The sequence below is a fragment of the Gluconobacter thailandicus F149-1 = NBRC 100600 genome, assembly GCF_000964465.1.
In the GTDB taxonomy this organism is placed as follows: Bacteria; Pseudomonadota; Alphaproteobacteria; order Acetobacterales; family Acetobacteraceae; genus Gluconobacter; species Gluconobacter thailandicus.
The window spans coordinates 78,417-101,665 of sequence record NZ_BANH01000028.1; the positions used below are offsets into that span (position 1 = coordinate 78,417).

The window sequence follows — 23,249 nt, forward strand, 5'->3', positions numbered from 1 at the left end:
TAAAGCGCAGATCGGGGCAATATGGAACCATGAGTTCGGTTCTTTCCGAGATGACACCCGGTTTCCCCGAAAGACAACTCGCCATAAGGCGGGCTGTTCTGGCGCTTTGCCGCACCATGGGCTGGGCCGCGATCAATGAATTCGCCCTACCGTCAGCAGGGCGCCGTGCGGACGTCATGGCGCTTCTTCCTGATCACAGCCTGACGTGTATTGAGATCAAATCCGGCATTCGTGATTTCCAGACGGACCAGAAATGGTCCGACTATCGAAGCTGGTCGGACAGACTGTTCTTTGCCGTGGATGATGACTTCCCGCTGCATGTTCTGCCGGAAGACGTTGGCGTCATCACAGTCAGCCTCAGCATGGTTCCACATAGTCTGTTCCACAGCATCGTGGCGGAATGCGCCGTCATCCGGGAACCGGCGGAACATAAACTTGCCGCTGCCCGCCGCAGGACCATCCTGCACCTGTTTGCGACCACGGCAGCCAGCCGCCTCATGTCCCTTGAAGATCCCGCCCTCACTGCCTCCCTGCGTGCTGCACGCCGCACAGAATAGGAAATACCCCAATGAGTTTCGATCCTGTCGCCGTTCGCCTCGAAGCCGCCCGCAGTGTTGTTCGGGACGCGGCAATGCTGGCCCTCGCCATGCGCCCCGCCCCCGGAGGCCCGACAGGCACCCTGAAAGGACGGCAGGACTATCTGACGGAAGCGGACGGTGCCGTTGAGGCTCTGGTCAGCAAACGTATCCAGGAGCTCTTCCCGGAAGATGGCTTTCAGGGCGAAGAAGGCGGTGTTACGCGCAAAGGACAATTCCGCTGGGTTGTGGACCCAATTGATGGAACGTCCAATTTTGCGCGAGGCCGTGATCGGTGGTGTGTTTCGCTTGGGCTTCTTAAAGGGGATGAACCCGTTGCCGGTGTGATCGAAGCCCCTGCGCTCGGTGAGGTTTTCACCGCCCAGAAAGGTAAAGGCGCCTTTCTGAATGGCAAGCCCATCAAAGCCTCCCCGATCAACAACCCGCAGGAAGCCATGATCGAGATGGGCTGGTCTTCCCGTGTTTCGACCGAACTGTTTGGCGAAAAAGTTGGCGCCATCATGGCTCTTGGCGCCATGCCGCGCTCAGGTGGTTCCGGCGCTCTGGCTCTGACAGACGTCGCCTGCGGTCGCAGTGACGGCTATCTGGAAATCGTGATCCAGCTCTGGGACGTCGCGGCCGCTCTCATCATTCTGGAAGAAGCAGGCGCGGCTGTATCCCCTTTTCTTCAGACTGGAGGACTGACAGGCGGAGCGACCATTCTTGCGGCGGCTCCTGGCATTGCCAAGGTCCTTTCCGAAGCGGTTCAGGTGGAAATCTGAACTCCTTTCCCAATCCCCATTCGTGATTTGGCCTCATTTCCCGCATAGTGCGGGAAGACTTCAATTTTGCCGTTAGCAGAAGGTAAGCTTTATGACCCTGTCCGGTCTCCTGCGTTCGACCGTTCTTGCCGCCACAGGGTGTGCAACGCTCGCGGCGTGCTCTGGTACGTCCACCACAACAGCCAGCGAACAGCAAATCGTTGTCGACAAGGCGACAATCGCCGTTCAGGACCTGTTTGCAAATACGACCGCAACATCCCGTTCCCAGCAGCTACTGGCGCAGGCCAAGGCCGTCATGGTCTGCCCGTCCGTGCTCAACATGTCCTTCGGGCTCGGCGGCTCCGGAGGGCGCTGCGTTCTCATGAGCCGGGATGCGCGTGGCTCCTGGTCTGACCCGGCGTTCTATCGCCTGAGCACAGGCTCTCTCGGCATCCAGGCTGGGGTACAGAGCTCGGAAATGATCTTCTTCATCATGTCCCAGCGCGGCATCCAGGCCCTCCTGGATAGCCAGTTCAAGTTTGATGCAACGGCCTCCGCGTCCTTTGCGACCATCGGGACCGGCGCGGAGAGCAGTACCGCAGGCGCGAGAAACACTGACATCTACGCCGCTCAGAAGGCACAGGGTCTCTATGCAGGCCTCTCTCTTGGTGGCTCAAAGCTGACGGTGGATAGTGGGGCCAACAGGGCCTACTATAACCAGACTGTTGGACCCGAAGACGTCATCGTAACGATGCGCGTGAATAATCCTTCTGCTGATCCTCTCCGTCGCATGATGATGAATGTTGCCAAGCTGCCAACAGCATCCACTGCTCATGCAACAGCTGCCACCGCACCTGCGTCAGAGAACGCCACAACGGACGTCGATCCCGTAGGCAGCAGCCCGTATCCAAGCAACTACAACGCTTCACGCCCTTACAGCACACAGACGCGCGGAGTGCAGAGTTCGTCTCTGGCACCCGTCCACTAAACACAAAAAGCCCCGCATCTTTGAATGCGGGGCTTTTTTATTATCACTGTGGCGAAGCAGTTTTTTCTCGATAAGCCCGGATATTCTGGTCCTGCTCTTGCAGGGTCTCCGCAAAATTGTGACCGCCCTCTCCCGTCGCTACAAAATACAGGGCCTTGCTATCTGCTGGATGAGCGGCGGCTTCCAGAGAGGTAACACCGGGAGAACAGATTGGTCCCGGGGGCAGACCAGCCTCAAGATAGGTATTATACGGACCCGGCGTTTGCAGATCCTCGTGCATCAGCGGACGATCCAGCGTTCCGAAACCATCACTCAGGCCATAGATCACACTTGGGTCCGTCTGAAGACGCATCCCGAGTTTGAGACGGTTCAGAAACACCCGCGCCACCATGGGGCGCTCTGACGGTACACCCGTTTCACGCTCGATCAGGGAAGCCAGTGTCAGAAGTTCCTGTGGGCTCTGAATCAAGCCATCCAGAGCTTCCACATCCCGCTTTTCCCAGCTTGCCTGAAGCTGTTTATCCATCATGCGATGCAGACGATCTACGATGGCCTGTCTGGGCGTTCCCCACACATAAGCGATAGTCTGGGGCAGAACAGTGCCTTCTGCAATCTCTGGAACGTCTCCAGTCAGCACTGGCGCCTTACGGATGATGTCCGCAATCTTCTTGGCTGTCAGGCCTTCCGGAACGGTCAGCGGATGAGAGACAGGTTTGCCATGGCGCAGGATTTCAAGGACGTGCGCAACAGAGACACGAGATGGAAACTGAAATTCAGACGCATGAATCTGCCCCTCACGATGGGTCAGAAAAGCAGAAATGCGAAAAAATGCACCAGAGGCCCATGTGGGCGACAGGATACCGTCTTCCTGTAGGGCCTTTGTAACCGTGGCATTATTGCCGCGAGGGATCACAAAGGCCTTGGTTTCCGGAAGCGGTCCAGGGTCAGTATAATGGCCATATCCGGCCACCGCTGCTGCAATACAGAGCAACGGGACCATGAAAATTGCCAGCTTGCGGCCAGCCTTGGGGGGAAGAAGGGGTGCCTTGTTTTCTTCGCCGTCCGGCTGGCTGTCAGGCATAGACCGAAGTAACTCCGCTCAGCCCTCGCAACGCTTCAGAATAATGCTGGCGTTCGTGCCACCAAATCCGAAGCTGTTGGACAGGGCGACATCAACCTTGCGCTTCTGGGCCTTTAGAGCCACGCGATCAATGACGCTCTCGCGTGCCGGGTTCTCAAGGTTCAGCGTCGGCGGAACGATACCATCACGGATCGCCTGAAGGCAGAAAATGGCTTCCACGGCACCGGCTGCACCAAGAAGATGACCAATGGCAGATTTCGTGGAAGACATAACGAGGTTCTTGGCATGATCGCCGAAGAAACGCTCGACTGCATCCAGTTCCAGATCGTCAGCCATGGTGGAAGTGCCATGCGCGTTGACGTAGTCGATATCAGACGGCTGAAGACCACTGTTCTTCAGCGCGGCTTTCATGGCGCGGAATGCACCCTCATGCCCTTCAGCCGGGGCCGTGATGTGATGGGCGTCGCCAGACAGGCCATAGCCGCCGATTTCACCATAGATTTTGGCACCACGAGCCTTGGCATGTTCGTACTCTTCCAGCACGACCACGCCGGCGCCCTCGCCCATAATGAAGCCGTCACGGTCCTTGTCCCACGGGCGGGAAGCTTTGGTCGGATCGTCATTGGAGCCCGTGGAGAGCGCACGAGCGGAGCAGAAACCAGCAATACCCAGGGAGCAGATCGCTGCTTCCGCACCGCCGGCAATCATGACGTCTGCGTCCCCGTACTGGATCAGACGGGATGCATCGCCGATTGCATGTACGCCCGTTGCACAGGCCGTGACGACAGCGTGGTTCGGCCCCTTGAAGCCATAACGGATCGAAAGATGACCGGAAATGAGATTGATAAGTGCTGACGGAATGAAGAACGGTGACAGACGACGCGCCTTGCCGCTCGAAACTGTCAGGGAGCCTTCATAAATCGTCTGCAGACCGCCGATACCGGAGCCGATCATCACGCCTGTAGCGCAGCGATCGTCTTCGTTCTCAGGCTTCCAGCCCGAGTCTTCGACAGCCTGAATGGCAGCGGCCAGACCAAGATGGATGAAGCGATCCATTTTTTTCTGGTCTTTGACCGGCACCCAGTCAGACAGCGTGAGACCGCCTTCTTCGGTCGGTCCCTCAGGAACCTGACCAGCGACCTGCGCAGGGAGTTCGGAAGGATCAAAATGGGTAATACGCCCGATACCGGACTGCCCTTCGATCAGACGCTTCCACGTCAGTTCCGCACCCACCGCAAGTGGGCTGACAACACCGATACCGGTAACGACGACGCGTCTTCCGTTGATTGCATTCCCGCTCATCGATGCCTCATGTCTCACGTTATAAACGACCAGTACGGCGCAGCCTTGAGACTGCTCCGTTTATCCGCCCCTGTTTATTATAGGGCGGGATGGGACCAGCCTGAAGCCAGTCCCGAAAGCGCCTCAGGCAGCCTTCTGCTTTTCGATGTAGTCAATCGCGTCTTTGACGGTGGCGATCTTCTCAGCTGCATCTTCCGGGATCTCGACGGAGAAAGCTTCTTCGAAAGCCATGACCAGCTCGACGGTGTCGAGGCTGTCTGCGCCCAGATCGTCAATGAAAGACGCTTCCGGCGTGACCTTGCTTTCTTCAACGCCGAGGTGCTCGACAACGATCTTCTTCACCTTGTCAGCGATATCGCTCATCTGTTTGTTCCTTCTGCCCGTTCAGGGCGTTACAAAAAACTCTTATTGCCGTCTGCCAGTCCAGCAACCCTCATGGGCTTCCAGCGCAGGCCACCTCCCCTTGCGAAAAGGCGTTGCCGCCGGCCGAACCGGACATCGGCCTTCATCAGACCGGGCAAAGCAGCGCGCGATTAGCACGCTTTGACCTGAAACGCCAAGCGTCTCAGACCATGGCCATGCCACCGTTGACGTGCAAGGTCGTCCCGGTGACCCATGCAGCCTCGTCAGAAGCCAGATACACCACTGCCGCAGCCACGTCATCCGGGTTTCCCATCCGACCCAGTGGAATGGAGCCAACCAGCTTCTCGCGGATGCCTTCTGACAGCACATCCGTCATCGGCGTTTCAATGAAACCAGGGGCGACAACATTGACCGTCACACCGCGTGGCCCGGCTTCCTGAGCCAGAGACTTGCTCATGCCAACGATACCAGCCTTTGCAGCCGCATAGTTGGCCTGACCGGCATTCCCTGTTGTTCCAACAACGGAGGCAATGGAGATGATACGGCCAGCACGACGGCGCAGCATGCCTTTGAGGGCAGCGCGGGCCAGACGGAACGGGCTTTCCAGATCCACCGTCATGACCTGCGACCAGTCACTGTCCTTCATGCGGATGGCGAGTGTATCACGTGTCAGGCCTGCGTTGTTCACAAGAATGTCCAGCGGAGCACCAGCCACTGCCTCTGCCTTGGCAACAAGGCCATCGGCTTCGGATGCGTCTGACAGATTGGCAACTGCAATATGTGCGCGCGCACCGAGGCTATCGGCCAGTTCCTTCAGGGCCGCTTCACGCGTGCCGCTGAGAACAACCGTTGCACCGAGTGCATGAAGCTGACGGGCGATAGCTGCACCGATGCCACCGGATGCGCCTGTGACGAGTGCGATCTTGCCAGAAAGAGAGAACATGGTTCGTTGTCCTTACAGAGCCTTGAGCAGAGCTTCGATTTCAGCAGGGGTACCAGCATTGTCAGTCGCAAGGTCCGGAGCAATTCGACGGGCCAGACCACACAGGACCTTGCCTGCACCCAGTTCGTGCATGTTCGTCACGCCCATGGCGGCGATGGCTTGCACGCTCTCGCGCCAGCGAACGGTCCCCGTCACCTGTTTGACAAGCAGATCACGGATCGCCTCTGGATCATTCACTTTCGCGGCCGTGACGTTGGCAATGACGGGCACCTTAGGCGCATTCAGCGTTGCCTTGGCCAAAGCCTCTTCCATCTCACGAGCGGCCGGAGCCATCAGGGAAGAATGGAACGGCGCGGAGACCGGAAGTTTTACGGCACGCTTGATGCCCCGCTCCTTGGCCAGCGAAATAGCGCGATCCACGGCCTCCATATGGCCGGATACGACAATCTGACCACCGCCATTGTCATTGGCGATCTCAAGGACCTGCCCTTGAGCCGCATCGTCGCAGATCGACTGAGCCTGCTCGGCTTCAACACCCAGCAGAGCAGCCATTCCACCCTCACCCGCCGGAACGGCGCGTTGCATGGCCTGACCACGCAGACGCAGGAGGCGTGCACCTTCTGCAATTCCAAGTGTACCGGCGGCCGCGAGCGCAGAATATTCACCAAGAGAATGACCTGCTACGAGGGCCGCCTTATCCGTCAGGGGGAAACCACCTTCGGATTCCAGAGCGCGAACCGTGGCCAGTGAGACTGCGAAGAGAGCGGGCTGCGTATTTTCAGTCCGTGTCAGTTCGTCGGCATCGCCGGTGAACATGAGCTTGGAAAGGTTCTGTCCCAAGGCGTCATCGACTTCCTGAAAAACAGCGCGGGACGAGGCGAAGGCATCATGCAGGGCCTGCCCCATTCCAACTGACTGGCTGCCCTGACCGGGAAAGACAAAAGCGTGAACGGACATGGAGCCCCCTGCTGGCATGAAAAACAGGCTCAGGGTGATGCTGTTTCATGCGCGTTCTGTCAAATTCTGGGTTATCTGTCCGGCGTAAAAGTCAGATAGGCATCTCCCGGAATTTTGACGCGAACCTGCACAAAAGGCTTGGTGGAGCGGAAAATCGTTTCTTCCGAATAGTCCTGAGGACGCAGCATCACCGTTATGGGGTCTTTCCCTTCGTTCCTGGCCAGCATTGTGGCATGTCCGTCAGTCACAGCCTCAAAACGTGCTCCGGGAGCCAGATCAATCTTGAGCCGATGCGCATCTGGCATGAACCAGGACAGAATCACTCCCGTCAGATCCCGGATACAGGCGTTGATCTGCGTCAGCCAATGACGGGCCTGAACACCCGTAAATCTGTCACCCTGAGGCACTTCCACCCGAAGAGATAACTCCGTTCGGACATTATGACCGATCGACTCTGTCTGAAGAATTGGGGGATTTTCTGCTATGAGTGGAGCAGTACGCGGAAAGTGCATGTCCCGATCTGTGCCGAAGAACAGGGGAATGTCGCCCTGCTTACTATGAATGACGAGACGCGCTTTTGACGGAAGTTCGTGGTCGGGCAGCAATTCACCTGCAAAATGGAGTGATATTCCATCACGCGCAGCAGCCGGAAATTTTTCGAAGCGTTCATAAAAATGGGCGACGTCCTTGTAGGTCGCCACGCGAACAGCAGGTTTTCCCGAGACGGTCACATGCTCATCAGCAGCGTAAGCCGTGTGAACCGAGAGACAGAAGAGAGCCGCTGTAAGCCCGCATATCCGAAGTGTGCTGATCATCATACCCATTCACGACAAATGATGTCTTATCCGATCTTCTGCAAGACAATCAGAACCTGAGGCAGTCGCACAGGACTATCCAGATACTCAATCATCCGAAAAAGGCTGCCCCATGCCTTCAGAACATAATTCCGGGGAATAATGGCTTCTCCGTAATGCGCCTGAAAATGTGGAGGCTTTGCGGAAGAGGCATGCAGAAACCGGCCGGCCTCGAAATCCGAATTGGCACGTGCCTCATCAACAAAACTGTCTGCACAGGCTTCGTGCCATGGATGTTCCAACCTCATTCCGGACGCGCGACGCAGACGCTGTTCCGCGCAGAACGCCAGAAACCGACGGCTCTGCGTTGTCAGAACGACCAGCCCGCCCGGCTTCAGAAGCCGATGAAACTCTCGCATCCAATGGCCTGCAAGAAACTCATCCAGATGGGAAAAGGTGGACCAGGACGTCACCAGATCCAGACTTTCGGACACCATCGGGAGCGGAGGCACCTGCCCAGCCTGAAGAAAGCCAAGAGACGGATTGGCACGACGGGCCGCCATAAGAAAGCGATCCGTATTCTCCACGCTCATAAGAGACTGTGGCCGCACGTCTTTCATGAACAGACGCGCTGTCCGTCCCCAGCCACATCCGAAGTCCAGCAGAGCTGTCTCAGGCCGAACCGGTCTACCGGCATACGCGCAGTAAGCCTTGATTTCACGGTAGAAAACATGCGCCTCATGAATGGAGACCTCTCCATTATGCCCGTGAATTTCACGCTGGACGTCGTCTGGTGGGAAGTCTGGCATCCGAACGCCACGAACCTCCCGCGCGAAAACAGAAGCCGTCAGAACATGCAGCCATTCTTCGTCGCTGAGACTGTGAAAAGCCTCAAAAACTGCATCCGTCCTGTCGGAATGAGTCATTCTTCTACCGTTACACCCTGCTAGTAACGATTAATTAACGCATCTTTACCAACAAGAGAACCAGCCGAGACTGCTTTCCGGCAAATACCCCATTCACAAGCCATATCCGCGTCGTTTTTTACATGAACTGGATATGACTTTTGAAACCCGACAGAACTGCATCCAGAAGGTTAGATTGCGCATTCGGCTGTATATAAACGGGACGTACAAGCTTCCCGCGCGCGCAAAAGTCCCATATTGAAGCAGGGTAGCCAGCAGTGAAATCCGAGATTTCTCAGACATCCGCCCGGCGTAATGCCTTACATCGACCTGGTAATGGCTCCAGCAAATCATTGGTATTGTCGACGAGGAAACTCCGGCACGCTTGTCTTGCGGGAATCATCCATCGGGAGGGATGTTGAAATCAGAAGACTTGGAGCCCAACCGACAACACACCCCATAACCTGCCCTAATACCGGAGACGAGACAAAAATTTCACCGAACAACAAAAGACCTTCACTATTTAGAAATTTATACAATAAATAATAACACATAAATTATTCATTATCTTCTCAAATACAACAATTCATAAACCATAATTTACTTCGTATAATATTTTATTACTAAAAGATAAAAATTTGAATAATATTATAAAATAGAAAATAATTCCGTTTTCAGTCCCTATCAAGAATGCGATTTTAAAATCCAAACCCTCATGGAAATAAACTATATTTTATTAGTATTTATAAAGATAACGTAAATTATATATTTTTCATATTAAATTCCAAAAATAGAAATACCAGTTACTATAAATAATTAATCCCTGAAAATAATGTAATGTGAATGTCATACAAACACTTTTTTGTGGATATTTCCGAAAATGTGTCTTTTTTTGTGGAAAATCAAAACCGGTAAGCAGAAGAGGTTTATCGTTCACGCGAACCACATGTCGTGGCGTGTGACGAGAGAGGAAATTTCTGCATGTCTCTTTCTGGTAAGATTGCCGCTGTAACCGGGGCGGCTCAGGGTATCGGCAAGGCCATTGCTCTTCGTCTGGCCCGCGAAGGTGCAGACATCATCCTGCTGGACGTCAAACAGGAAACTGTTCAGCAGGCTGCAAAGGAAGTTGAAGCTCTTGGCCGTCGCGCCATCGCGCTGACGGCAGATATCAGCAACCGCGATGCATTTCATGCGACCCTTAAAGACGCCTCCGACCAACTCGGTGGCCTCGACATCATGGTCAACAACGCCGGGATCTGTCAGGTCAAACCCATTCTGGACGTGACACCGGAAGAGGTTGAAAAAATCTATCGTATTAACGTACAGGGCGTCATCTGGGGCATCCAGGCCTCCGCCAAGATTTTCCAGGCCAGCGGCAAGAAGGGCAAGATCATCAATGCCTGTTCCATCGCCGGACATGAAGGCTTTCCGCTTCTTGGAATTTACTCTTCCACCAAGTTTGCCGTCCGCGCCCTGACACAGTCTGCGGCCAAGGAACTGGCTTCTTCCGGCATCACCGTGAATTCCTATTGCCCCGGTATCGTCGGAACAGACATGTGGGTCGAGATCGACAAGCGCATGTCTGAAATCACGGGTGCCGACATTGGCGCGACTTACAAAAAATACGTCGAAGGGATCGCCCTCGGCCGCGTTGAAACTGCCGATGATGTCGCTGGCTTCGTGGCATTCCTGTCTGGCAAGGATTCGGATTACATCACCGGCCAGTCCATTCTGATCGACGGCGGCCTCGTTTACCGTTGATCCGAGATCACAAAAAAAAGGGCCGGATTTCTCCGGCCCTTTTGATATTCAAGCATCACGAGGAATGAGGCGACCGCGCTGCCAGGCTTCGGCAGCTTCATCCGGGTCCTGCCCCTCCACGCCGATCATATAGTCCAGCGCACTCATGACTTTGTTGCCGAGCATCATCTCGGAAAGCTCATCCAGCAGATCCGTGTCCGCTTTGCGGGCCACGTCTTCACGCAGGATCATGCGAGCGGACATTTCACCACCCAGCAGCTTGCCCGGATCTTCAACCAGCGTCAGAAAAGACGTGTGAAACACAGCATGCGGCTGTGTTGCAACAACGAGAGGTGCTTCCCCTTCGGCCTGAGCCTTTTCCAGACGTGCGATCAACGCGGCTTCCCCGACCACTTCCATCGGAAGGGTGGACAGGGCCGGAAGCTGCTTCAGGGCTTTTTCAAGAACTTCCCGGCTGTCATCCGCCACGATGACACGATCGACTTCAGCGGACGTCAGAGTGTTGACCGGACCAACCACCTTCAATGCTGCAAAGGAAACCTGCGGCTGGTACAGATCACCGATAACGCGGGAGCCAGGACCGGAAAATTTCTCGTCTCGCGGGAACCAGGCAGAAACCAGAAGATCAACTTCCCCTTGCTCCAGCGCTTCTTCAATATCTTCCGGGTCGAGGTCCAGGAATTCGACCTCTACTTCATGCGCTTCGAGAACACGGGCGACCGCACTGGCGCACCCGGCATGAAGCGAGGTGTACAGATGGCCGATCGTCATTTGCGTCATGAGGCAGGTCCGTCAGTCGAGAAGTTGAAACGTGAGACCGTGGAATAGGCCTCACGCTTCATTTTGTCACGACCCTTACCAGATCTTTACGCGCTGATCCGGGGCCAGATAGAGCTTGTCTCCCTCTTTTACGCCAAAAGCATCATACCAGGCATCGATATTGTGCGCGGGCATGTTCACACGCGTGACAGCAGGCGCATGTTCGTTCGAAAGAATCTGCTGACGCAGCGCATCCGGACGATCCTTCTCACGCCAGACCTGTGCCCATCCCAGGAAGACGCGCTGATCTCCCGTGAGACCATGTACAGTCGTTTCCGGCTTGCCATGCAGGGAGTCATGATAGGCCTGTAGACCCAGGTTCAGACCGCCAGAATCAGCGATATTCTCACCCATCGTCATCTTGCCATTCACATGCGTGCCCGGCAGAGGCTCCTGTGCGTCATACTGAGCACCAAGACGGTCTGCGAGCTTCTGGAACGCATCGGAAGACGCCTTGCTCCACCAGTCACTCAGACGGCCATGCTCATCGTAATGACGACCCTGATCGTCAAAGCCGTGGCTCATCTCATGACCGATCACGCCACCGATGGCGCCATAATTTACAGCCATATCGCCCTTCGGATCGAAGAACGGCGGCTGGAGAATAGCAGCCGGGAAGACGATTTCATTCATCGTCGGGTCGTTGTAGGCGTTTACCGTCTGCGGCGTCATGCCCCATTCGTCACGGTCCACCGGCTTGTCGAGCTTGTTCAGCTCATGCTGCCAGTTGAATGCAGCGCCACGCACGGCATTGCCGTACACATCGCCCTTGCGAACAACGAGGTTGCTGTAATCCCACCATTTTTTCGGATAACCCACCTGAAGGGCGAAATGATCCAGCTTGTTGAGAGCAGCCTTACGGGTCGGTTCGTCCATCCATGTGTTGTGCTCAAGGCGGTCATGGAAGGAGGACTTCACTTCCTGCACCAGAGCCGTGATTTGAGCCTGAGCAGATGGCGGGAAATAACGGGCCACGTAGATCTGGCCGATCGCCCAGCCCATGGCACCGTTCGTTACACGGGTTCCGCGCTTCCAGCGAGGGGACTGCTGAGCAATGCCTGAGAGCGTCTTACCGTTGAAATCGAACGAAGCGTCCGAGAAGTCATGTGACAGATAGGTGGCCGCATTGTCCGCCAGATGGAAAGCAAGCCAGGCCTGAAGCGTGTTGTAATCTGCGGCTTTCAGAACGCGTGACATGGCGGCAATGCCTTCCGGCTCGCGCACATCCACCTTGCGATCTGCCAGACCTTCAGCCGGAAGACCTGCGGTCGTCAGGAACGTCGTCCAGTCGAAATCCGGCGCGATCTTCTGAAGCTGGGACACAGGCATCGGATTGTAGATCTTGAGCGGATCCCGGGTCTGGTCACGAGGGACTTCAACCTTGGCCAGCGCCGTCTCCAGATCCACCACGGCCTGCGCATTCTTCGCCGCATCCGGCCAGCCTTCAAGCGTCAGCATCCGGGCAATATATGCCTGGTAAGCCTTCTTCTTGTCGGCCAGCTTGGGGTCCGTGTAGTAGCTGATGTCCGGCAGACCGAGACCACCACTGACACCGATGCTCATGCCCTGATCAAGCATCAGCATATAGTGCTCCGGGTCCTTCTGGTCCTGCTCAACGCCAATCTGGAACGTCGAGAATGCCATGGACTTCAGGGACGAACCGAAAGCTTCCGCGAGGCTTCTGGCGTCATTGACCTTGTGAATTTTTTCCAGATCTGCCGCCAGCGGCTTGGCACCAAGCGCGTCTACAGCTTTCTGATCGAGGAAGCTGGCATAGAACGTGCCAATCTTGCCCATATCATCGGACGGTTCCGCCGAGACATGCTTCTGGGCCTCGTTCAGGATTGCCTTCTGACGCTCCATGGACAGTTCATAGAGAATACGGAACGGCCCGTAGCTGCTCATATCCCTTGGAATTTTCAGGTTCTTGAGATAGGTGCCATTGGCATATTCGAAGAAGTTGTCGCCAGCCTTGACGCTGCGGTTCATGCCGGCTTCATCGAAGCCCCAACCTGAATTGTAACCGGCGGCCTGTGCACTGACAGAGGTCAGACCCATGGCCAGTGCAAGCAGGCTCGCACCCTGCGTCAGGCGGCGTTTAACAGAAACTGTAGTCTTCACATTGTGCCTCATGTTCTGGCGGTTGCCGTAGCATGAGGCATAAAAGATCACGTCGTCAAAAAACCGTCCATACAAACAGAGACTTTTTGTTACTTTCCGCTTTTACGGGAAGTCTTGCGGGCCTTTTCTGCCGGAGCGGAGACAACCAGCACGTCATAATCAAAGATCATAATCTTATCGATATAAGGCTCTGCAAACTCCTTGAAGGCTTCATGAGCCGGGTCAAAGAATGCCGGATCTGTCACAACAGGCTTGCCCACGTAGTAATTGCGGTCACCTTCCGAGCGGAAGGTCACAAGAAAGGCCTGCTGCAAGCCGCCCTCGACCCCCTCGCCGCTGTTTTGAAACCCCGTCTCCAGGCTCACGACAACAGACCGGCCATCCGGGCGACGACTGTCCTGCGCCAGATGCAGGAAGCGGGCCGCGACTTCAGCGCGCTGTGCAGGTGTCGCATCCTTCTTGTACTTGAACATAACCATGTGACGCACCGTGCCGACATGCCAGTCCGCCGCCGTGAACTGGGCATAACCGACCTGTCTCGCCAGTTGCTGGCTCGCAACCGTGGCACTAGCCGGCGCGTCACTCGTGACAGGACCAGAGGTTGCAATCGGCAGGGAGTACGGGTCCGCCTTGGCGGCAAACCCCTGGGACAGCCCGGCCACGGACATCAGGGCTGCGGCACCCCAGACGAAGCGACGGGATAGAAGTGAACGGACGTCCATTCTCAAGCTCCAGTATCAAGACAGAAAATGCACTTCTTCATGACACAAAACTGCGTCTTCCGTCTTGTGAATTTCAGCGGCCCATAAAGCGATCAGGCCGCAACCTGACGCTGGAATGCCCGCTTGCGCCACTGGATCAGCCGATAGACACCGTTCGCCGCAAGCTTCTGAAGCTTTGAGTGAGGCGTAAAGCCGATGGTCTTGAAGATCATGGCGGTCACACGATCAATGTGCTTCTGCTGATAGAAGCCCATCGCCTTGGACATGTAGGCCGCGATGCAGCGCTTGTGATCGTAAGGAACATCCTCCCCCTCATTGGTCGTGTGATAGGCAGAAGCGAGCTCGTCGTCCTCACTTTCCGTCACACGTCCCAGCGCAATGCGGGTCCGCGCCCAGACACTGAGCTTCTCGCGCTTCAGGTAACGGTGCATGTGGTCATAGAACAGCTTGAAATGCCGGTACTCGTCCGCAGCAATCTGCTTGCAGATGGCTTTCAGAAGCGGCTCATCCGTTGCATCGGCCAGAGCCGTATAGAACGAAGACGTCCCCGTCTCGACCATGCAGCGCGCAATCAGTTCGCCCGTGCGGGAACCACGAATGGACGCATCAACATCTGCATCAATCTTGTAACTTGCCCTGTAGCGGTCAAAGGCTTCTTCATAATCCCAGCTCGGGTCAGCCAGCATCGCCCAACGACCCAGCGCATCACCATGCTGAACTTCTTCTACTGCCCAGTTCGCCGCGGCGGCACTGAAATCAGGATCACCAACAAAGACCCGACGCAGATATTCCGCGTAATCCAGACCGTTCTTTTCCACGACTGAAGCAGACTTCACCAGAGGAATGATATCCGGGTCCACGCGGGATGGATCAAAGGAGTCCCAGTCCATCTGCTCGATACGCCAGTGTTTCATTGCTTTGCCTCGTCCGTTTTCCGGCTCATAATCATGACGATGAGATGACACGCCGGGGCCATTTTGGGTAGGTGTGACGCAACAACGTTGGAGAAAGCCCCGTGACGGCTCAGAAAATGACACAGCCAGACGTCCGCCACGACTGGACGCGCGCTGAGGTTGAAGCGCTGATCAACCTCCCCTTCCCGGACCTGATGTTCCGCGCCCAGGAACTGCACCGTCGTTATTTCGACCCCACAAAAGTGCAGATTTCTACGCTTCTTTCGATCAAGACGGGTGGCTGCCCTGAAGATTGCGCCTACTGTCCGCAGAGCGCGCGCCATGAGAAAAGCGTGAAGGCCGAGCGCCTGATGGCGCTCGACAAGGTCATGAAAGAAGCCCGCGCCGCCAAGGCAGCAGGTGCAGGCCGATTCTGCATGGGCGCAGCATGGCGCTCTCCCAAGGATCATGATCTCGATTCTGTCTGCGAGATGATCGAAGGCGTCAAATCCCTCGGCCTCGAAACCTGCGTCACGCTCGGGATGCTGGATTCCACGCAGTCCCAGCGCCTCAAGGATGCGGGGCTGGATTATTACAATCACAATCTTGACACGTCCGAAGAGTTCTACGGCTCCATCATCTCGACCCGCACCTATCAGGAACGTCTCGACACGCTTTCCAACGTGCGGGACGCAGGCATCAATGTCTGCTGTGGTGGCATCGTGGGTATGGGTGAAGACCTGTCCGACCGTGCTGGCCTGCTGATGACACTGGCCAATCTGCCGAAGCACCCGGAAAGCGTACCGATCAACCTGCTCGTGCGCGTGGAAGGTACCCCGCTGGGAGACGTCGAAGCCGTCGATCCGATCACCTTCGTGCGCATGATTGCCACGGCCCGGATCATGATGCCGCAAAGCCATGTCCGCCTTGCGGCTGGCCGTGAGAACATGACGGATGAAGCCCACGCCCTGTGCTTCCTGGCGGGTGCCAATTCCATCTTCTGCGGTGAGAAGCTTCTGACCACGCCGAACCCTGCCGAACACCGGGACCGTCAGCTTCTGTCCGCTCTGGGCATGACGCCGATGGTTCAGTCCGAAGCGGAAATGGGCACCCTGCGCCCTGCTGTTCCGGACGTTGCCGCCTGCGAGGCCGCCCTGTCCTGACAGACTGTCGGGAGCGTCTCACCTGGGGCGCTTCCGGCTTTTTTCTCTTGGCGCGGCTGCCGTTCTTTCCTAAACCCTCGCCCTTCGCGAATTCGGGACGGGACCAGCCAGCATGACGACGCATTCTTCCACAGCGCGAAAAATTCGCGTCGGCATCGACTTTGGCACCACAAACAGTGTCGTGGTCATTGCAGACGAGCAGGGCAATACACAGCCTGCTGTTTTCAACTTCGTAGATAGTCCCTCTTCCGAGACCTGCCGGACCCTGCTCTGCCTCTGGCTCGATCAGGATGGAAAAAAGCGCGTTCTTCAGGACGCCATCGGGCTCGATGCGATCGAAGCCTATCTGGACGATCCGGCGGAAAGCCGTCTCATCATGTCCATGAAGACCTATCTCGCTCAGGGCTCCTTTCGCGAAACCCGCGTCTTTTCCACCACCATGACGCTTCAGAACCTGATTGCACGGTTTCTTCGGTCCCTTATGGACAAGGCTGGCATCAGCCCGGCTCAGGTCAGCGCTACGATTGGTCGCCCTGTACGTTTTGCTGGCGAGCTTGCAGATGACGAACTGGGCGTAAAACGTCTCAAAGAGAGCTTTGTCGAAGCTGGGTTTGCAGAACCCAATGTCGTTCTTGAGCCGGAAGGCGCTGGCTGGCGGTTCATGCAGCGTCTCGATGCACCCGCAACCGTTCTGGTCGGAGACTTTGGTGGCGGTACAAGCGACTTTTCCGTCATGCGCTTTGATCCGCACGGCTCTCCCCGCACGGTGACACTGGGCCACTCTGGTGTTGGGATTGCGGGAGACCAGTTCGACTTCCGCATCATAGACAACGTGATCGCCCCAGCCCTCGGACGGGACACAACCTACCGCGTCATGGGTGGACAGCCCCTCCCCGTTCCGATCGAATGGTATGCGAGCCTGGGTCGCTGGCACCGTCTGTCCCTGATGCGGACACCACAGACCCTCCGCAACATCGAAGATGTCGCGAAGACAGCATCGGACCCGCAGAAGCTCCGCAATCTGCTGCGTCTGATCGAAGACCAGGAAGGGCACAACCTCTATCGGGCCATCGGTCAGGCCAAGACCGATTTATCCCGGCAGGACAGCACGGTCCTGCGCTTTACCCACAAGGATCTCAAAATCGAGCAGCCGATCACACGCGCTGACTTTGAGAACTGGATCCGCCCCGATCTGGACAAACTGGCCGCAGCTATCGACGACGCGCTTGAGCGTACTGGCCTGGGAACAAAGGGGATCGACCGCGTGTTCCTGACCGGCGGCACCTCGTTTGTGCCCGCCGTTCGTCAACTGTTTATCGATCGCTTCGGGGCAGACCGCGTCGATAGTGGTTCGGAATTCGTCTCCGTTGCCGAAGGTCTGGCACTCATCGAAGTGGAAAACAGCGCCACCGCCTGAACGCTGCAAAACCGGACGGCCTATGTCCCAATCAGCGGGTAGCCGCCGCCTGAACGCTCGTGGTGGAAACCGTGATGGACGCTTTCTCCACACGGCCGGTTTCCTGCAAACTGCGGCTCGACAGTTCCTGCTGACGTAAAGCAGCGGCAGTGCTCATGTCTCCCTGTGCTTCGGCTGCCTGCGCGGCCACAAGAAGGGCACGTCGCATCCCTTCGTAATCCTGCGCATCCCGTCTTTTCTGCGTAAGGGACATGGCCTGATCCAGTGCAAGGGCTGGCGCATGATTGAGGAGTGCCAGACGCGCCGCCAGATCCTGATGATCCAGCATAGCAGCAGACTCTTTCGAGGGCGCCAGCAATGCTTCCATATGGGTTAACTGCGTTGTGTCCCCCTGATCTGCTGCGCTCAAACCAACCAGATAAGCAGCCCGGTTCCGGACCGTCGTATCTGGCGACTGAAGAGCCAGAAGAGCTGCGGCTTCAGAGCCTGTCAGATCATGTTGCCGGTACAGGGCCGCGCTTCTGACAAGCTCCAGATCACTTGTCTGGCTATACTGACGGAGCGTCAGCGCCTTTTCCGTACGATCCAGAGCCGCCAGGACATCAGCCGGCTTGTTTTCTTCCAGCAACGTCGTGGCAAGGTTGAACCCCGCATCATGGATCTGAGCAGCATCATCACGAATCAGCGCACGGTCCATGGCGGTGTGATATTGGCTCTCTGACTGATCAGGGTGCCCAAGTTCGAAAGCGCTTCGACCGGTTTCCATCGCATTTTCATACGCCTGATCCGGGTCAGGGCCCTTGCTGACTGACGAGCAACCAGCCAACAGCAGGCACAGGAACATCGCGCGCTTCATGGACGAACAGCCTCCGCGGGCAGACGATGAGACGGCGTTTTTTGTGCACTTCCGCCAAGGAGCCACAGGCCCCGCAGTTGATCGGTCAGTTTGCGCAGACTGTTTGCACTGGCTTCCGCCTGCGAGATCAGAGCCGGAATCTGTGCTGTTGCCGCATTGGTATGGGCAATCGTTTCCTGAACCTGGGGCATGCTCTTTTTCAATGTTGCAGACGCAGATCTGGCGTTCTCCATCGTGCCATCAGCTTTGGTCATGACGCCACCAAGCTGTTTTTCAATCGGCTGAAGGCGCGCGATGACTTCATTCAGGTTCTCAAGAGCCTGATTGGCACGCTGGAGGGTATCATCCTTGACCAGAAGGCCACCCACAGTTCCCTTGCCTGCCCGCATGTCCGTCAGCATGTCGTTGACCTGCTTGGTAATGGCCTGAACGCTATCCATGGCAGGCACCAGCTTGTTCCGAACATCTGTGACAGTCTGGGTAATAACGTCCGCAGGATTGGCTTCCACAGTCGCGTTCAGAACGGCGTAGCCCCAATCCATGTCCTCGCCTCTCCCACGTCCCAGTTCGATATAGCTTGCGCCAGCGACAACAAAACGATGCCGAATTACGGCTGAACTGTCTTGCTTGATGAAGGGCACAAATTGGGGTTCGATATAGCCTTCCGCATACATGCGACCCGTGCTGTTCAGATCAAGATGGCGGATTTCACCGGCATGAACGCCCATGATCTCAATGTCATCGCCAATCGCCAGACCTGCAACGCCGGTTTCAGGCAGCACGAAATGGATCTTCTTTTCCGGTGTCAACCACTGCTTGAGGAAGCCAGCTTCCGCAACGGCAACCGCAAACAGCACGATGGTCGCAAGAACCAGCAGCCCAACCCATTCATCCGCATAGCGGTTCTGAAAAAGTGGACGGGCAGTGTCGGGGCGGCGTACGCGAAACATCAAGACCCTCGCATCGAAAACAGTCCATCATCATAAAGACGCAGGCGAATGCTCGCATCCGACTCATAGGACCGCCAGCTACTGTCATCGGGTGCAAGCCAGACAACCGCACAGCCACGATCCCGCGCATCGGTCAGAGCTGACAAAAACGCGTTGAGGAGGGGACCATTCTCGCTCCCCATGGGGTTTTCAAGCAACAAAAGCGCGGGTTCCCCCAGAAAAGCCCGCACGCAATCCGCCCGGCATCGGTCCAACGGAGAGAGCTTCCCCGGAGAAATGACCGGCAAGCCGGGGAGACCAAACTGCATGCCAAGCTGCACGGCCCGTTGCATCAGACGCTCTTCCGGCACGCGAGTATGATATAACTGCGGCCAGAGAATATTCATGTGGGTACCATACAGGTCGATCCAGCCGCCATTAGCCACCATCCGGCCGATGCGTCCACGGAGAGCCGCGACACGACGCCCATCCAGATCGGACCATTCCAGCCCCATGCATCGAACGTGCCCATCGTCCAGGTCCACAAGCCCGACACACATATCCGCAAACAGGCTGGCCTGCTGCATGTCCCGGCATTCGATCAGCGCACAATCTCCGGGGTTTAAACGCAGATTGTAGCGCACGGATGCCAGCCCGGCGCCATCAAACCGGGGCCGCGCATCCAGGAGTTCCAGAACCGGCTCAAGGATATTCAGTTCTGCCACGGGAGTTTTGTTCTCTTCTGCCATGTCAGTCCAACCAGACGCTCAGGGCGACGTTGATCGTCATGATAGACATGATACCGCGGGCAAACCCACGCGGCAGAAGGGAGGCAAGGTCATCTTCCGTCGTTGCGTCCATGCCGGAGAGGCAGGAGCAGACTCCGACGGCAAACCCGCTGAAGATGAATTTCGCCGGAATGGCGAAATAGTCCACCGGGCGCATACTGCTCACGACCTGATCCAGAAACGCCCAGACCGGCATGGTAATGACGTCCTCCACCCGGCAGACGGCATACCCCACTAATAAAGCAGTCAGACTGAAGACGATGCCCAATGTGAAACCGCTGATGGTCATGGCAAGGCTTCGGGGCAGCAAGAAAGCTAAAAAGGGGTCAATGCCCATCCCTGTCAGCACGCGCATCTGTCCACCCGTTGTGAGTGTTCCCAGTTCCGTCAGCATCAGCATCCCTGATCGGCCCAGCAGGATGACGCCCACAAGAACAGGTGCAATTTCACGAACCATAACGGTTGAGAGGATGGAGCCGGTCATCTGCGCCATGCCAGCGAACCCCAGCCAGTACACCGCCTGAGCCACGATCCCGAAGCCGGTCAGGGCCGCCGTGACCAGAACACTCAACAGTCCGCCGCCGGTCGCCTGCTGGAGCGAGTGCCAGAACTCGATCCGCACTGTACGCCGCCATGATGTGGGAGACAGACCAAGCCGCAGAACACCCCAGGCCGCCCCGACGACCATCAGCGTAAAGCGCATCTGGGCCCGCGTGACGCGCCCCAGAGAAGCAAGTGCGTTCTGAATCCGGGAAATACGTTCGGAGGGGCTTTTCATCGGCGCCCCGCCAGAATGAAGCTGCGGGTCACGCCGCTATTGGGAAGATAGAACATTCCCCGCGCGCGGAAGAGGAAATGCTCCCGAAGCTGAAGGTAAGCCTGCTCCGAAACCTGGATCGTTCCCGCATCCGGGGCGCTGGCCGCCAGAAGCTCGGCAACATTGATTGCTTCGCCCCATAGATTGAAAACCGCAGGGTCACGGCCCAGCATTGCTGCCATCACCGGTCCGACGTCAATGCCAACCCGGAAGACCGGGTCGATATCAACCGACGCCAGAAGTGAAAGACACGCCTCACGGATGGACACCGCCGCATCGGCCAGACGCAACATGGCATTCGGATCCGGTTCCTGCGAACACCCCCCCACCAGCACCAGACGATTGCTGACAACCTGTACGGAGAACAGTCCCGTTTCCCGGGAAATGCGCTGGATGTCCTCACTGAGCGAAGACACCACCTTCATGGATCGCTCGGCGCTATGGCGATCCATGGCATAGGGGTCTGCGAATGAAATGACCATGACGGGCACCTGCGGATAGATCCCGCTGGGAACAGACTCATCCTGAACACCGGACGCTGGCGGCAAGAGAAATCCCTCGTCATAGCGCGTGTCTTTCAACTGATGGGTCAAACTCGGACGGGCCTCGGCCTGACGATCGTTCTGATCAAACACCTGCGAGAAGCGAAGCGCCACGACGGACGAGACAATCGCCACGATATGCTCCATCGCATCAGCCCTGGACGGGTTCTCAAGTACGATGGCGCCAACAGCCTGATGCCCACGCATCACCGGATGAAACACCAGTGATGTGGCCTCTACAGCCCTCATGATGAGGCGCTGGAAATTCTGGCTGCGCTCATCCTGCACTGCATCGTCAATGAACAGGGAATGCCCTTCCATCAAGGCTTCAAACAGCAGGGAGTTTTCGCGCTTCGTGATTTCAATGCCTGTACTGTGGACGTCCCGAACCGGATCGAACGCATCCTCGCAGAGCAGCCTCTCTCCGTCCGGCAACAGCCGCCACAGACTGGCACGACGGGAGTTTGTGCGAGCCGCCAGAGCTTCCGTCAGGATCGGAACATCGTGGGACGCCTCAAACAGATCCGGCGTGCTGGCAATCTCGTAAAGAGAAGCGTTTTCCGCACGCATTTGTTCACGTCCGATTTCGATGCGCCTGCGAAGCCTTTCAATACGACGCCCCTGAATGATCAGTCCTAATGCCAGCAGAGAGGCAAGCCCAACCACCAGCGCCGAAAACCACATATTCTGCCGACGTGCCGTAATGGCGAAATCCGAGAAATCGTTTTCAGGAGCATTCAGCAACAAAACCCAGCGCCGGTGCACGAACGGCAGTGCTGTCGCGATGGTGACGTAATTTTTCCCCCGTGCCGAAACCAGGCCAGGGCCCGGGCCTCTTATCTTGAACGTATTGAGTGCCCGGATGAAAACAGGCTGTGTCTTGGGATTAAGGTGCATGTTGGCCGGGTCGAAGGCCGGTTGTGTTCCATCATCTGTCGCTGTTTGACCGGCAATGATCTGGCCGTGCATATCGACGATGACCGCCTTGCCGCTCCGCCCCACCTGAAGGTTGCTCAGGAAAGAGGTCAGCCGGTTCAGGGCAATGTTAGTTGCAAAGACTGCCTGATGGCCATCATTCGTCTGAAAGGCCATGGATGCCGTGATGGTGAACTCCCGCGCCGCCAGATAGGCGTAAGGGTCAGTCCAGTAGAGAGCCCCCTCTCCGCGCCCGATACGCTTTATGGCCCCGCGAAACCATGGCCGGGTCGTAACATCATAACCGTCAGCCGGATCAAAACCCGTCCCAACGACCTTGCCACTCTGATCGACATAAGTGTGGCGATAGACACCGTGGCCATTCTCGATCTGAAAGTGCGTCTGCTCGTAATCCTGACCATGCCGTGTGACCATCCAGAACTGCTTCTGGTCACTGGCAAGATAAAAGCTGTCGACCTGCGGCATGTGCGCCAGCATGGAACGTCCATAGAGCATGAACGCGTCTGGGGAGGCATCCGTAAGTGGCTCACGGAACATGTCCTGCGCGATGGTTGCGCTGTCGGAGGCGGGAGAAAGGTAATTCTGGACCTCTTGCGTCACGTATTTCTGCTGGCTTCGCAGAAGATCGCTGGACAGGGAAATCGCGCCCTGACGGGTCGTCCGGTAATTATGAAGACTGATGGTGATAATCGCCGCGATGACGAGCAGCACGCCAATAATCGGGCCGAGAAACTGCAGGACCTTCTGCCGGCTACTGGCAGGACTACGTGTCGGGTCAACAATCTCGGCGGCTGACAAGGGCTTTTACTCCGGGAT

At 56.7% G+C, this 23,249-nt stretch carries 22 protein-coding genes; 6 read left to right on the forward strand and 16 right to left on the reverse strand.

Going from position 1 to position 23,249, the window contains the following annotated elements:
* The first annotated feature begins 29 nt into the window (after positions 1-29).
* From B7444_RS09580 to B7444_RS09590, 3 genes are all read left to right on the forward strand, one after another.
* Entirely contained in the window at positions 30-557 is a 528-nt protein-coding gene (locus B7444_RS09580) for an MmcB family DNA repair protein (protein ID WP_007282214.1), read from the forward strand.
* A gap of 11 nt (positions 558-568) precedes the next feature.
* Complete coding sequence (locus B7444_RS09585; RefSeq protein ID WP_007282215.1) at positions 569-1,357, forward strand: inositol monophosphatase family protein; 789 nt, start codon at positions 569-571, stop codon at positions 1,355-1,357.
* A 91-nt stretch (positions 1,358-1,448) separates the two neighbouring features.
* Positions 1,449-2,324, forward strand: a complete 876-nt coding sequence (locus B7444_RS09590; RefSeq protein WP_007282216.1) for a lipid-binding SYLF domain-containing protein — start codon at positions 1,449-1,451, stop codon at positions 2,322-2,324.
* 43 nt (positions 2,325-2,367) lie between these two features.
* On the opposite strand, the gene mltG is transcribed toward B7444_RS09590, so the two are convergent.
* The 7 genes from mltG to B7444_RS09625 form a co-directional block, all read right to left on the reverse strand.
* Complete coding sequence (mltG, locus tag B7444_RS09595; protein WP_007282217.1) at positions 2,368-3,405, reverse strand: endolytic transglycosylase MltG; 1,038 nt, start codon at positions 3,403-3,405, stop codon at positions 2,368-2,370.
* Between the two features lie 18 nt (positions 3,406-3,423).
* Positions 3,424-4,707: a beta-ketoacyl-ACP synthase II gene (gene fabF, locus B7444_RS09600; protein ID WP_007282218.1), complete on the reverse strand. Its 1,284-nt coding sequence runs from the start codon at positions 4,705-4,707 to the stop codon at positions 3,424-3,426.
* 123 nt (positions 4,708-4,830) lie between these two features.
* Complete coding sequence (locus B7444_RS09605; RefSeq protein WP_007282219.1) at positions 4,831-5,070, reverse strand: acyl carrier protein; 240 nt, start codon at positions 5,068-5,070, stop codon at positions 4,831-4,833.
* 202 nt (positions 5,071-5,272) lie between these two features.
* Complete coding sequence (gene fabG / locus B7444_RS09610; protein ID WP_007282221.1) at positions 5,273-6,013, reverse strand: 3-oxoacyl-[acyl-carrier-protein] reductase; 741 nt, start codon at positions 6,011-6,013, stop codon at positions 5,273-5,275.
* Positions 6,014-6,025: 12 nt separating this feature from the next.
* On the reverse strand, positions 6,026-6,970 hold the full coding sequence (gene fabD, locus B7444_RS09615) for an ACP S-malonyltransferase (RefSeq protein WP_015074785.1): 945 nt from the start codon (positions 6,968-6,970) through the stop codon (positions 6,026-6,028).
* Positions 6,971-7,041: 71 nt separating this feature from the next.
* Complete coding sequence (locus tag B7444_RS09620) at positions 7,042-7,788, reverse strand: hypothetical protein (RefSeq protein ID WP_231502922.1); 747 nt, start codon at positions 7,786-7,788, stop codon at positions 7,042-7,044.
* Between the two features lie 23 nt (positions 7,789-7,811).
* Positions 7,812-8,690, reverse strand: coding sequence for a class I SAM-dependent methyltransferase (locus tag B7444_RS09625; RefSeq protein WP_007282224.1), 879 nt, complete (start codon positions 8,688-8,690; stop codon positions 7,812-7,814).
* A 960-nt stretch (positions 8,691-9,650) separates the two neighbouring features.
* Here B7444_RS09625 and B7444_RS09630 point away from each other — a divergent pair.
* Complete coding sequence (locus tag B7444_RS09630; RefSeq protein ID WP_007282225.1) at positions 9,651-10,430, forward strand: acetoin reductase; 780 nt, start codon at positions 9,651-9,653, stop codon at positions 10,428-10,430.
* 48 nt (positions 10,431-10,478) lie between these two features.
* On the opposite strand, the gene B7444_RS09635 is transcribed toward B7444_RS09630, so the two are convergent.
* From B7444_RS09635 to B7444_RS09650, 4 genes are all read right to left on the reverse strand, one after another.
* Positions 10,479-11,210 (reverse strand): glycine betaine ABC transporter substrate-binding protein, encoded by a 732-nt coding sequence (locus tag B7444_RS09635; RefSeq protein WP_035730094.1) that lies wholly within the window; start codon positions 11,208-11,210, stop codon positions 10,479-10,481.
* Between the two features lie 75 nt (positions 11,211-11,285).
* Positions 11,286-13,445 carry a M13 family metallopeptidase gene (locus tag B7444_RS09640; protein WP_007282227.1) on the reverse strand — a complete coding sequence of 720 codons (2,160 nt, stop codon included), beginning with the start codon at positions 13,443-13,445 and terminating at the stop codon, positions 11,286-11,288.
* Positions 13,446-13,459: 14 nt separating this feature from the next.
* Positions 13,460-14,092 (reverse strand): Dabb family protein, encoded by a 633-nt coding sequence (locus tag B7444_RS09645; RefSeq protein ID WP_007282228.1) that lies wholly within the window; start codon positions 14,090-14,092, stop codon positions 13,460-13,462.
* A 92-nt stretch (positions 14,093-14,184) separates the two neighbouring features.
* Positions 14,185-15,006, reverse strand: coding sequence for an acyl-ACP desaturase (locus B7444_RS09650; protein ID WP_035730093.1), 822 nt, complete (start codon positions 15,004-15,006; stop codon positions 14,185-14,187).
* 116 nt (positions 15,007-15,122) lie between these two features.
* Here B7444_RS09650 and bioB point away from each other — a divergent pair, with 116 nt between their 5' ends.
* Entirely contained in the window at positions 15,123-16,148 is a 1,026-nt protein-coding gene (bioB, locus tag B7444_RS09655) for a biotin synthase BioB (RefSeq protein ID WP_048855159.1), read from the forward strand.
* Positions 16,149-16,260: 112 nt separating this feature from the next.
* A complete protein-coding gene (locus tag B7444_RS09660; RefSeq protein ID WP_007282232.1) occupies positions 16,261-17,565 on the forward strand; it encodes an Hsp70 family protein in 1,305 nt (434 codons plus the stop codon).
* Between the two features lie 31 nt (positions 17,566-17,596).
* On the opposite strand, the gene B7444_RS09665 is transcribed toward B7444_RS09660, so the two are convergent.
* From B7444_RS09665 to B7444_RS09685, 5 genes are read right to left on the reverse strand one after another with little or no spacing between them, the layout of a single operon-like run.
* Positions 17,597-18,421, reverse strand: coding sequence for a hypothetical protein (locus B7444_RS09665; protein ID WP_007282233.1), 825 nt, complete (start codon positions 18,419-18,421; stop codon positions 17,597-17,599).
* Complete coding sequence (locus B7444_RS09670; protein WP_007282234.1) at positions 18,418-19,371, reverse strand: MlaD family protein; 954 nt, start codon at positions 19,369-19,371, stop codon at positions 18,418-18,420. Before B7444_RS09670 ends, B7444_RS09665 begins: the two co-directional genes overlap by 4 nt.
* Positions 19,371-20,099 (reverse strand): P-loop NTPase family protein, encoded by a 729-nt coding sequence (locus tag B7444_RS09675; RefSeq protein ID WP_007282235.1) that lies wholly within the window; start codon positions 20,097-20,099, stop codon positions 19,371-19,373. The genes B7444_RS09670 and B7444_RS09675 overlap by 1 nt, the downstream gene beginning before the upstream one ends.
* A gap of 1 nt (position 20,100) precedes the next feature.
* Positions 20,101-20,916 carry an MlaE family ABC transporter permease gene (locus B7444_RS09680; protein WP_007282236.1) on the reverse strand — a complete coding sequence of 272 codons (816 nt, stop codon included), beginning with the start codon at positions 20,914-20,916 and terminating at the stop codon, positions 20,101-20,103.
* Positions 20,913-23,231, reverse strand: a complete 2,319-nt coding sequence (locus B7444_RS09685) for a cache domain-containing protein (RefSeq protein ID WP_007282237.1) — start codon at positions 23,229-23,231, stop codon at positions 20,913-20,915. The genes B7444_RS09680 and B7444_RS09685 overlap by 4 nt, the downstream gene beginning before the upstream one ends.
* Positions 23,232-23,249: the final 18 nt, after the last annotated feature.

What these genes read in the sequence shown, in the direction of transcription:
- B7444_RS09645 (WP_007282228.1), bottom strand. Translation starts at nt 14,092, where the DNA reads ATGGACGTCCGTTCACTTCTATCCCGTCGCTTCGTCTGGGGTGCCGCA.
- B7444_RS09635 (WP_035730094.1), bottom strand. Translation starts at nt 11,210, where the DNA reads ATGACGCAAATGACGATCGGCCATCTGTACACCTCGCTTCATGCCGGG.
- B7444_RS09580 (WP_007282214.1), top strand. Translation starts at nt 30, where the DNA reads ATGAGTTCGGTTCTTTCCGAGATGACACCCGGTTTCCCCGAAAGACAA.
- B7444_RS09590 (WP_007282216.1), top strand. Translation starts at nt 1,449, where the DNA reads ATGACCCTGTCCGGTCTCCTGCGTTCGACCGTTCTTGCCGCCACAGGG.
- bioB (WP_048855159.1), top strand. Translation starts at nt 15,123, where the DNA reads ATGACACAGCCAGACGTCCGCCACGACTGGACGCGCGCTGAGGTTGAA.
- B7444_RS09650 (WP_035730093.1), bottom strand. Translation starts at nt 15,006, where the DNA reads ATGAAACACTGGCGTATCGAGCAGATGGACTGGGACTCCTTTGATCCA.
- B7444_RS09675 (WP_007282235.1), bottom strand. Translation starts at nt 20,099, where the DNA reads ATGGCAGAAGAGAACAAAACTCCCGTGGCAGAACTGAATATCCTTGAG.
- fabG (WP_007282221.1), bottom strand. Translation starts at nt 6,013, where the DNA reads ATGTTCTCTCTTTCTGGCAAGATCGCACTCGTCACAGGCGCATCCGGT.
- fabD (WP_015074785.1), bottom strand. Translation starts at nt 6,970, where the DNA reads ATGTCCGTTCACGCTTTTGTCTTTCCCGGTCAGGGCAGCCAGTCAGTT.
- B7444_RS09665 (WP_007282233.1), bottom strand. Translation starts at nt 18,421, where the DNA reads ATGAAGCGCGCGATGTTCCTGTGCCTGCTGTTGGCTGGTTGCTCGTCA.
- B7444_RS09620 (WP_231502922.1), bottom strand. Translation starts at nt 7,788, where the DNA reads ATGATGATCAGCACACTTCGGATATGCGGGCTTACAGCGGCTCTCTTC.
- B7444_RS09680 (WP_007282236.1), bottom strand. Translation starts at nt 20,916, where the DNA reads ATGAAAAGCCCCTCCGAACGTATTTCCCGGATTCAGAACGCACTTGCT.
- B7444_RS09585 (WP_007282215.1), top strand. Translation starts at nt 569, where the DNA reads ATGAGTTTCGATCCTGTCGCCGTTCGCCTCGAAGCCGCCCGCAGTGTT.
- B7444_RS09630 (WP_007282225.1), top strand. Translation starts at nt 9,651, where the DNA reads ATGTCTCTTTCTGGTAAGATTGCCGCTGTAACCGGGGCGGCTCAGGGT.
- B7444_RS09625 (WP_007282224.1), bottom strand. Translation starts at nt 8,690, where the DNA reads ATGACTCATTCCGACAGGACGGATGCAGTTTTTGAGGCTTTTCACAGT.
- B7444_RS09670 (WP_007282234.1), bottom strand. Translation starts at nt 19,371, where the DNA reads ATGTTTCGCGTACGCCGCCCCGACACTGCCCGTCCACTTTTTCAGAAC.
- mltG (WP_007282217.1), bottom strand. Translation starts at nt 3,405, where the DNA reads ATGCCTGACAGCCAGCCGGACGGCGAAGAAAACAAGGCACCCCTTCTT.
- fabF (WP_007282218.1), bottom strand. Translation starts at nt 4,707, where the DNA reads ATGAGCGGGAATGCAATCAACGGAAGACGCGTCGTCGTTACCGGTATC.
- B7444_RS09605 (WP_007282219.1), bottom strand. Translation starts at nt 5,070, where the DNA reads ATGAGCGATATCGCTGACAAGGTGAAGAAGATCGTTGTCGAGCACCTC.
- B7444_RS09660 (WP_007282232.1), top strand. Translation starts at nt 16,261, where the DNA reads ATGACGACGCATTCTTCCACAGCGCGAAAAATTCGCGTCGGCATCGAC.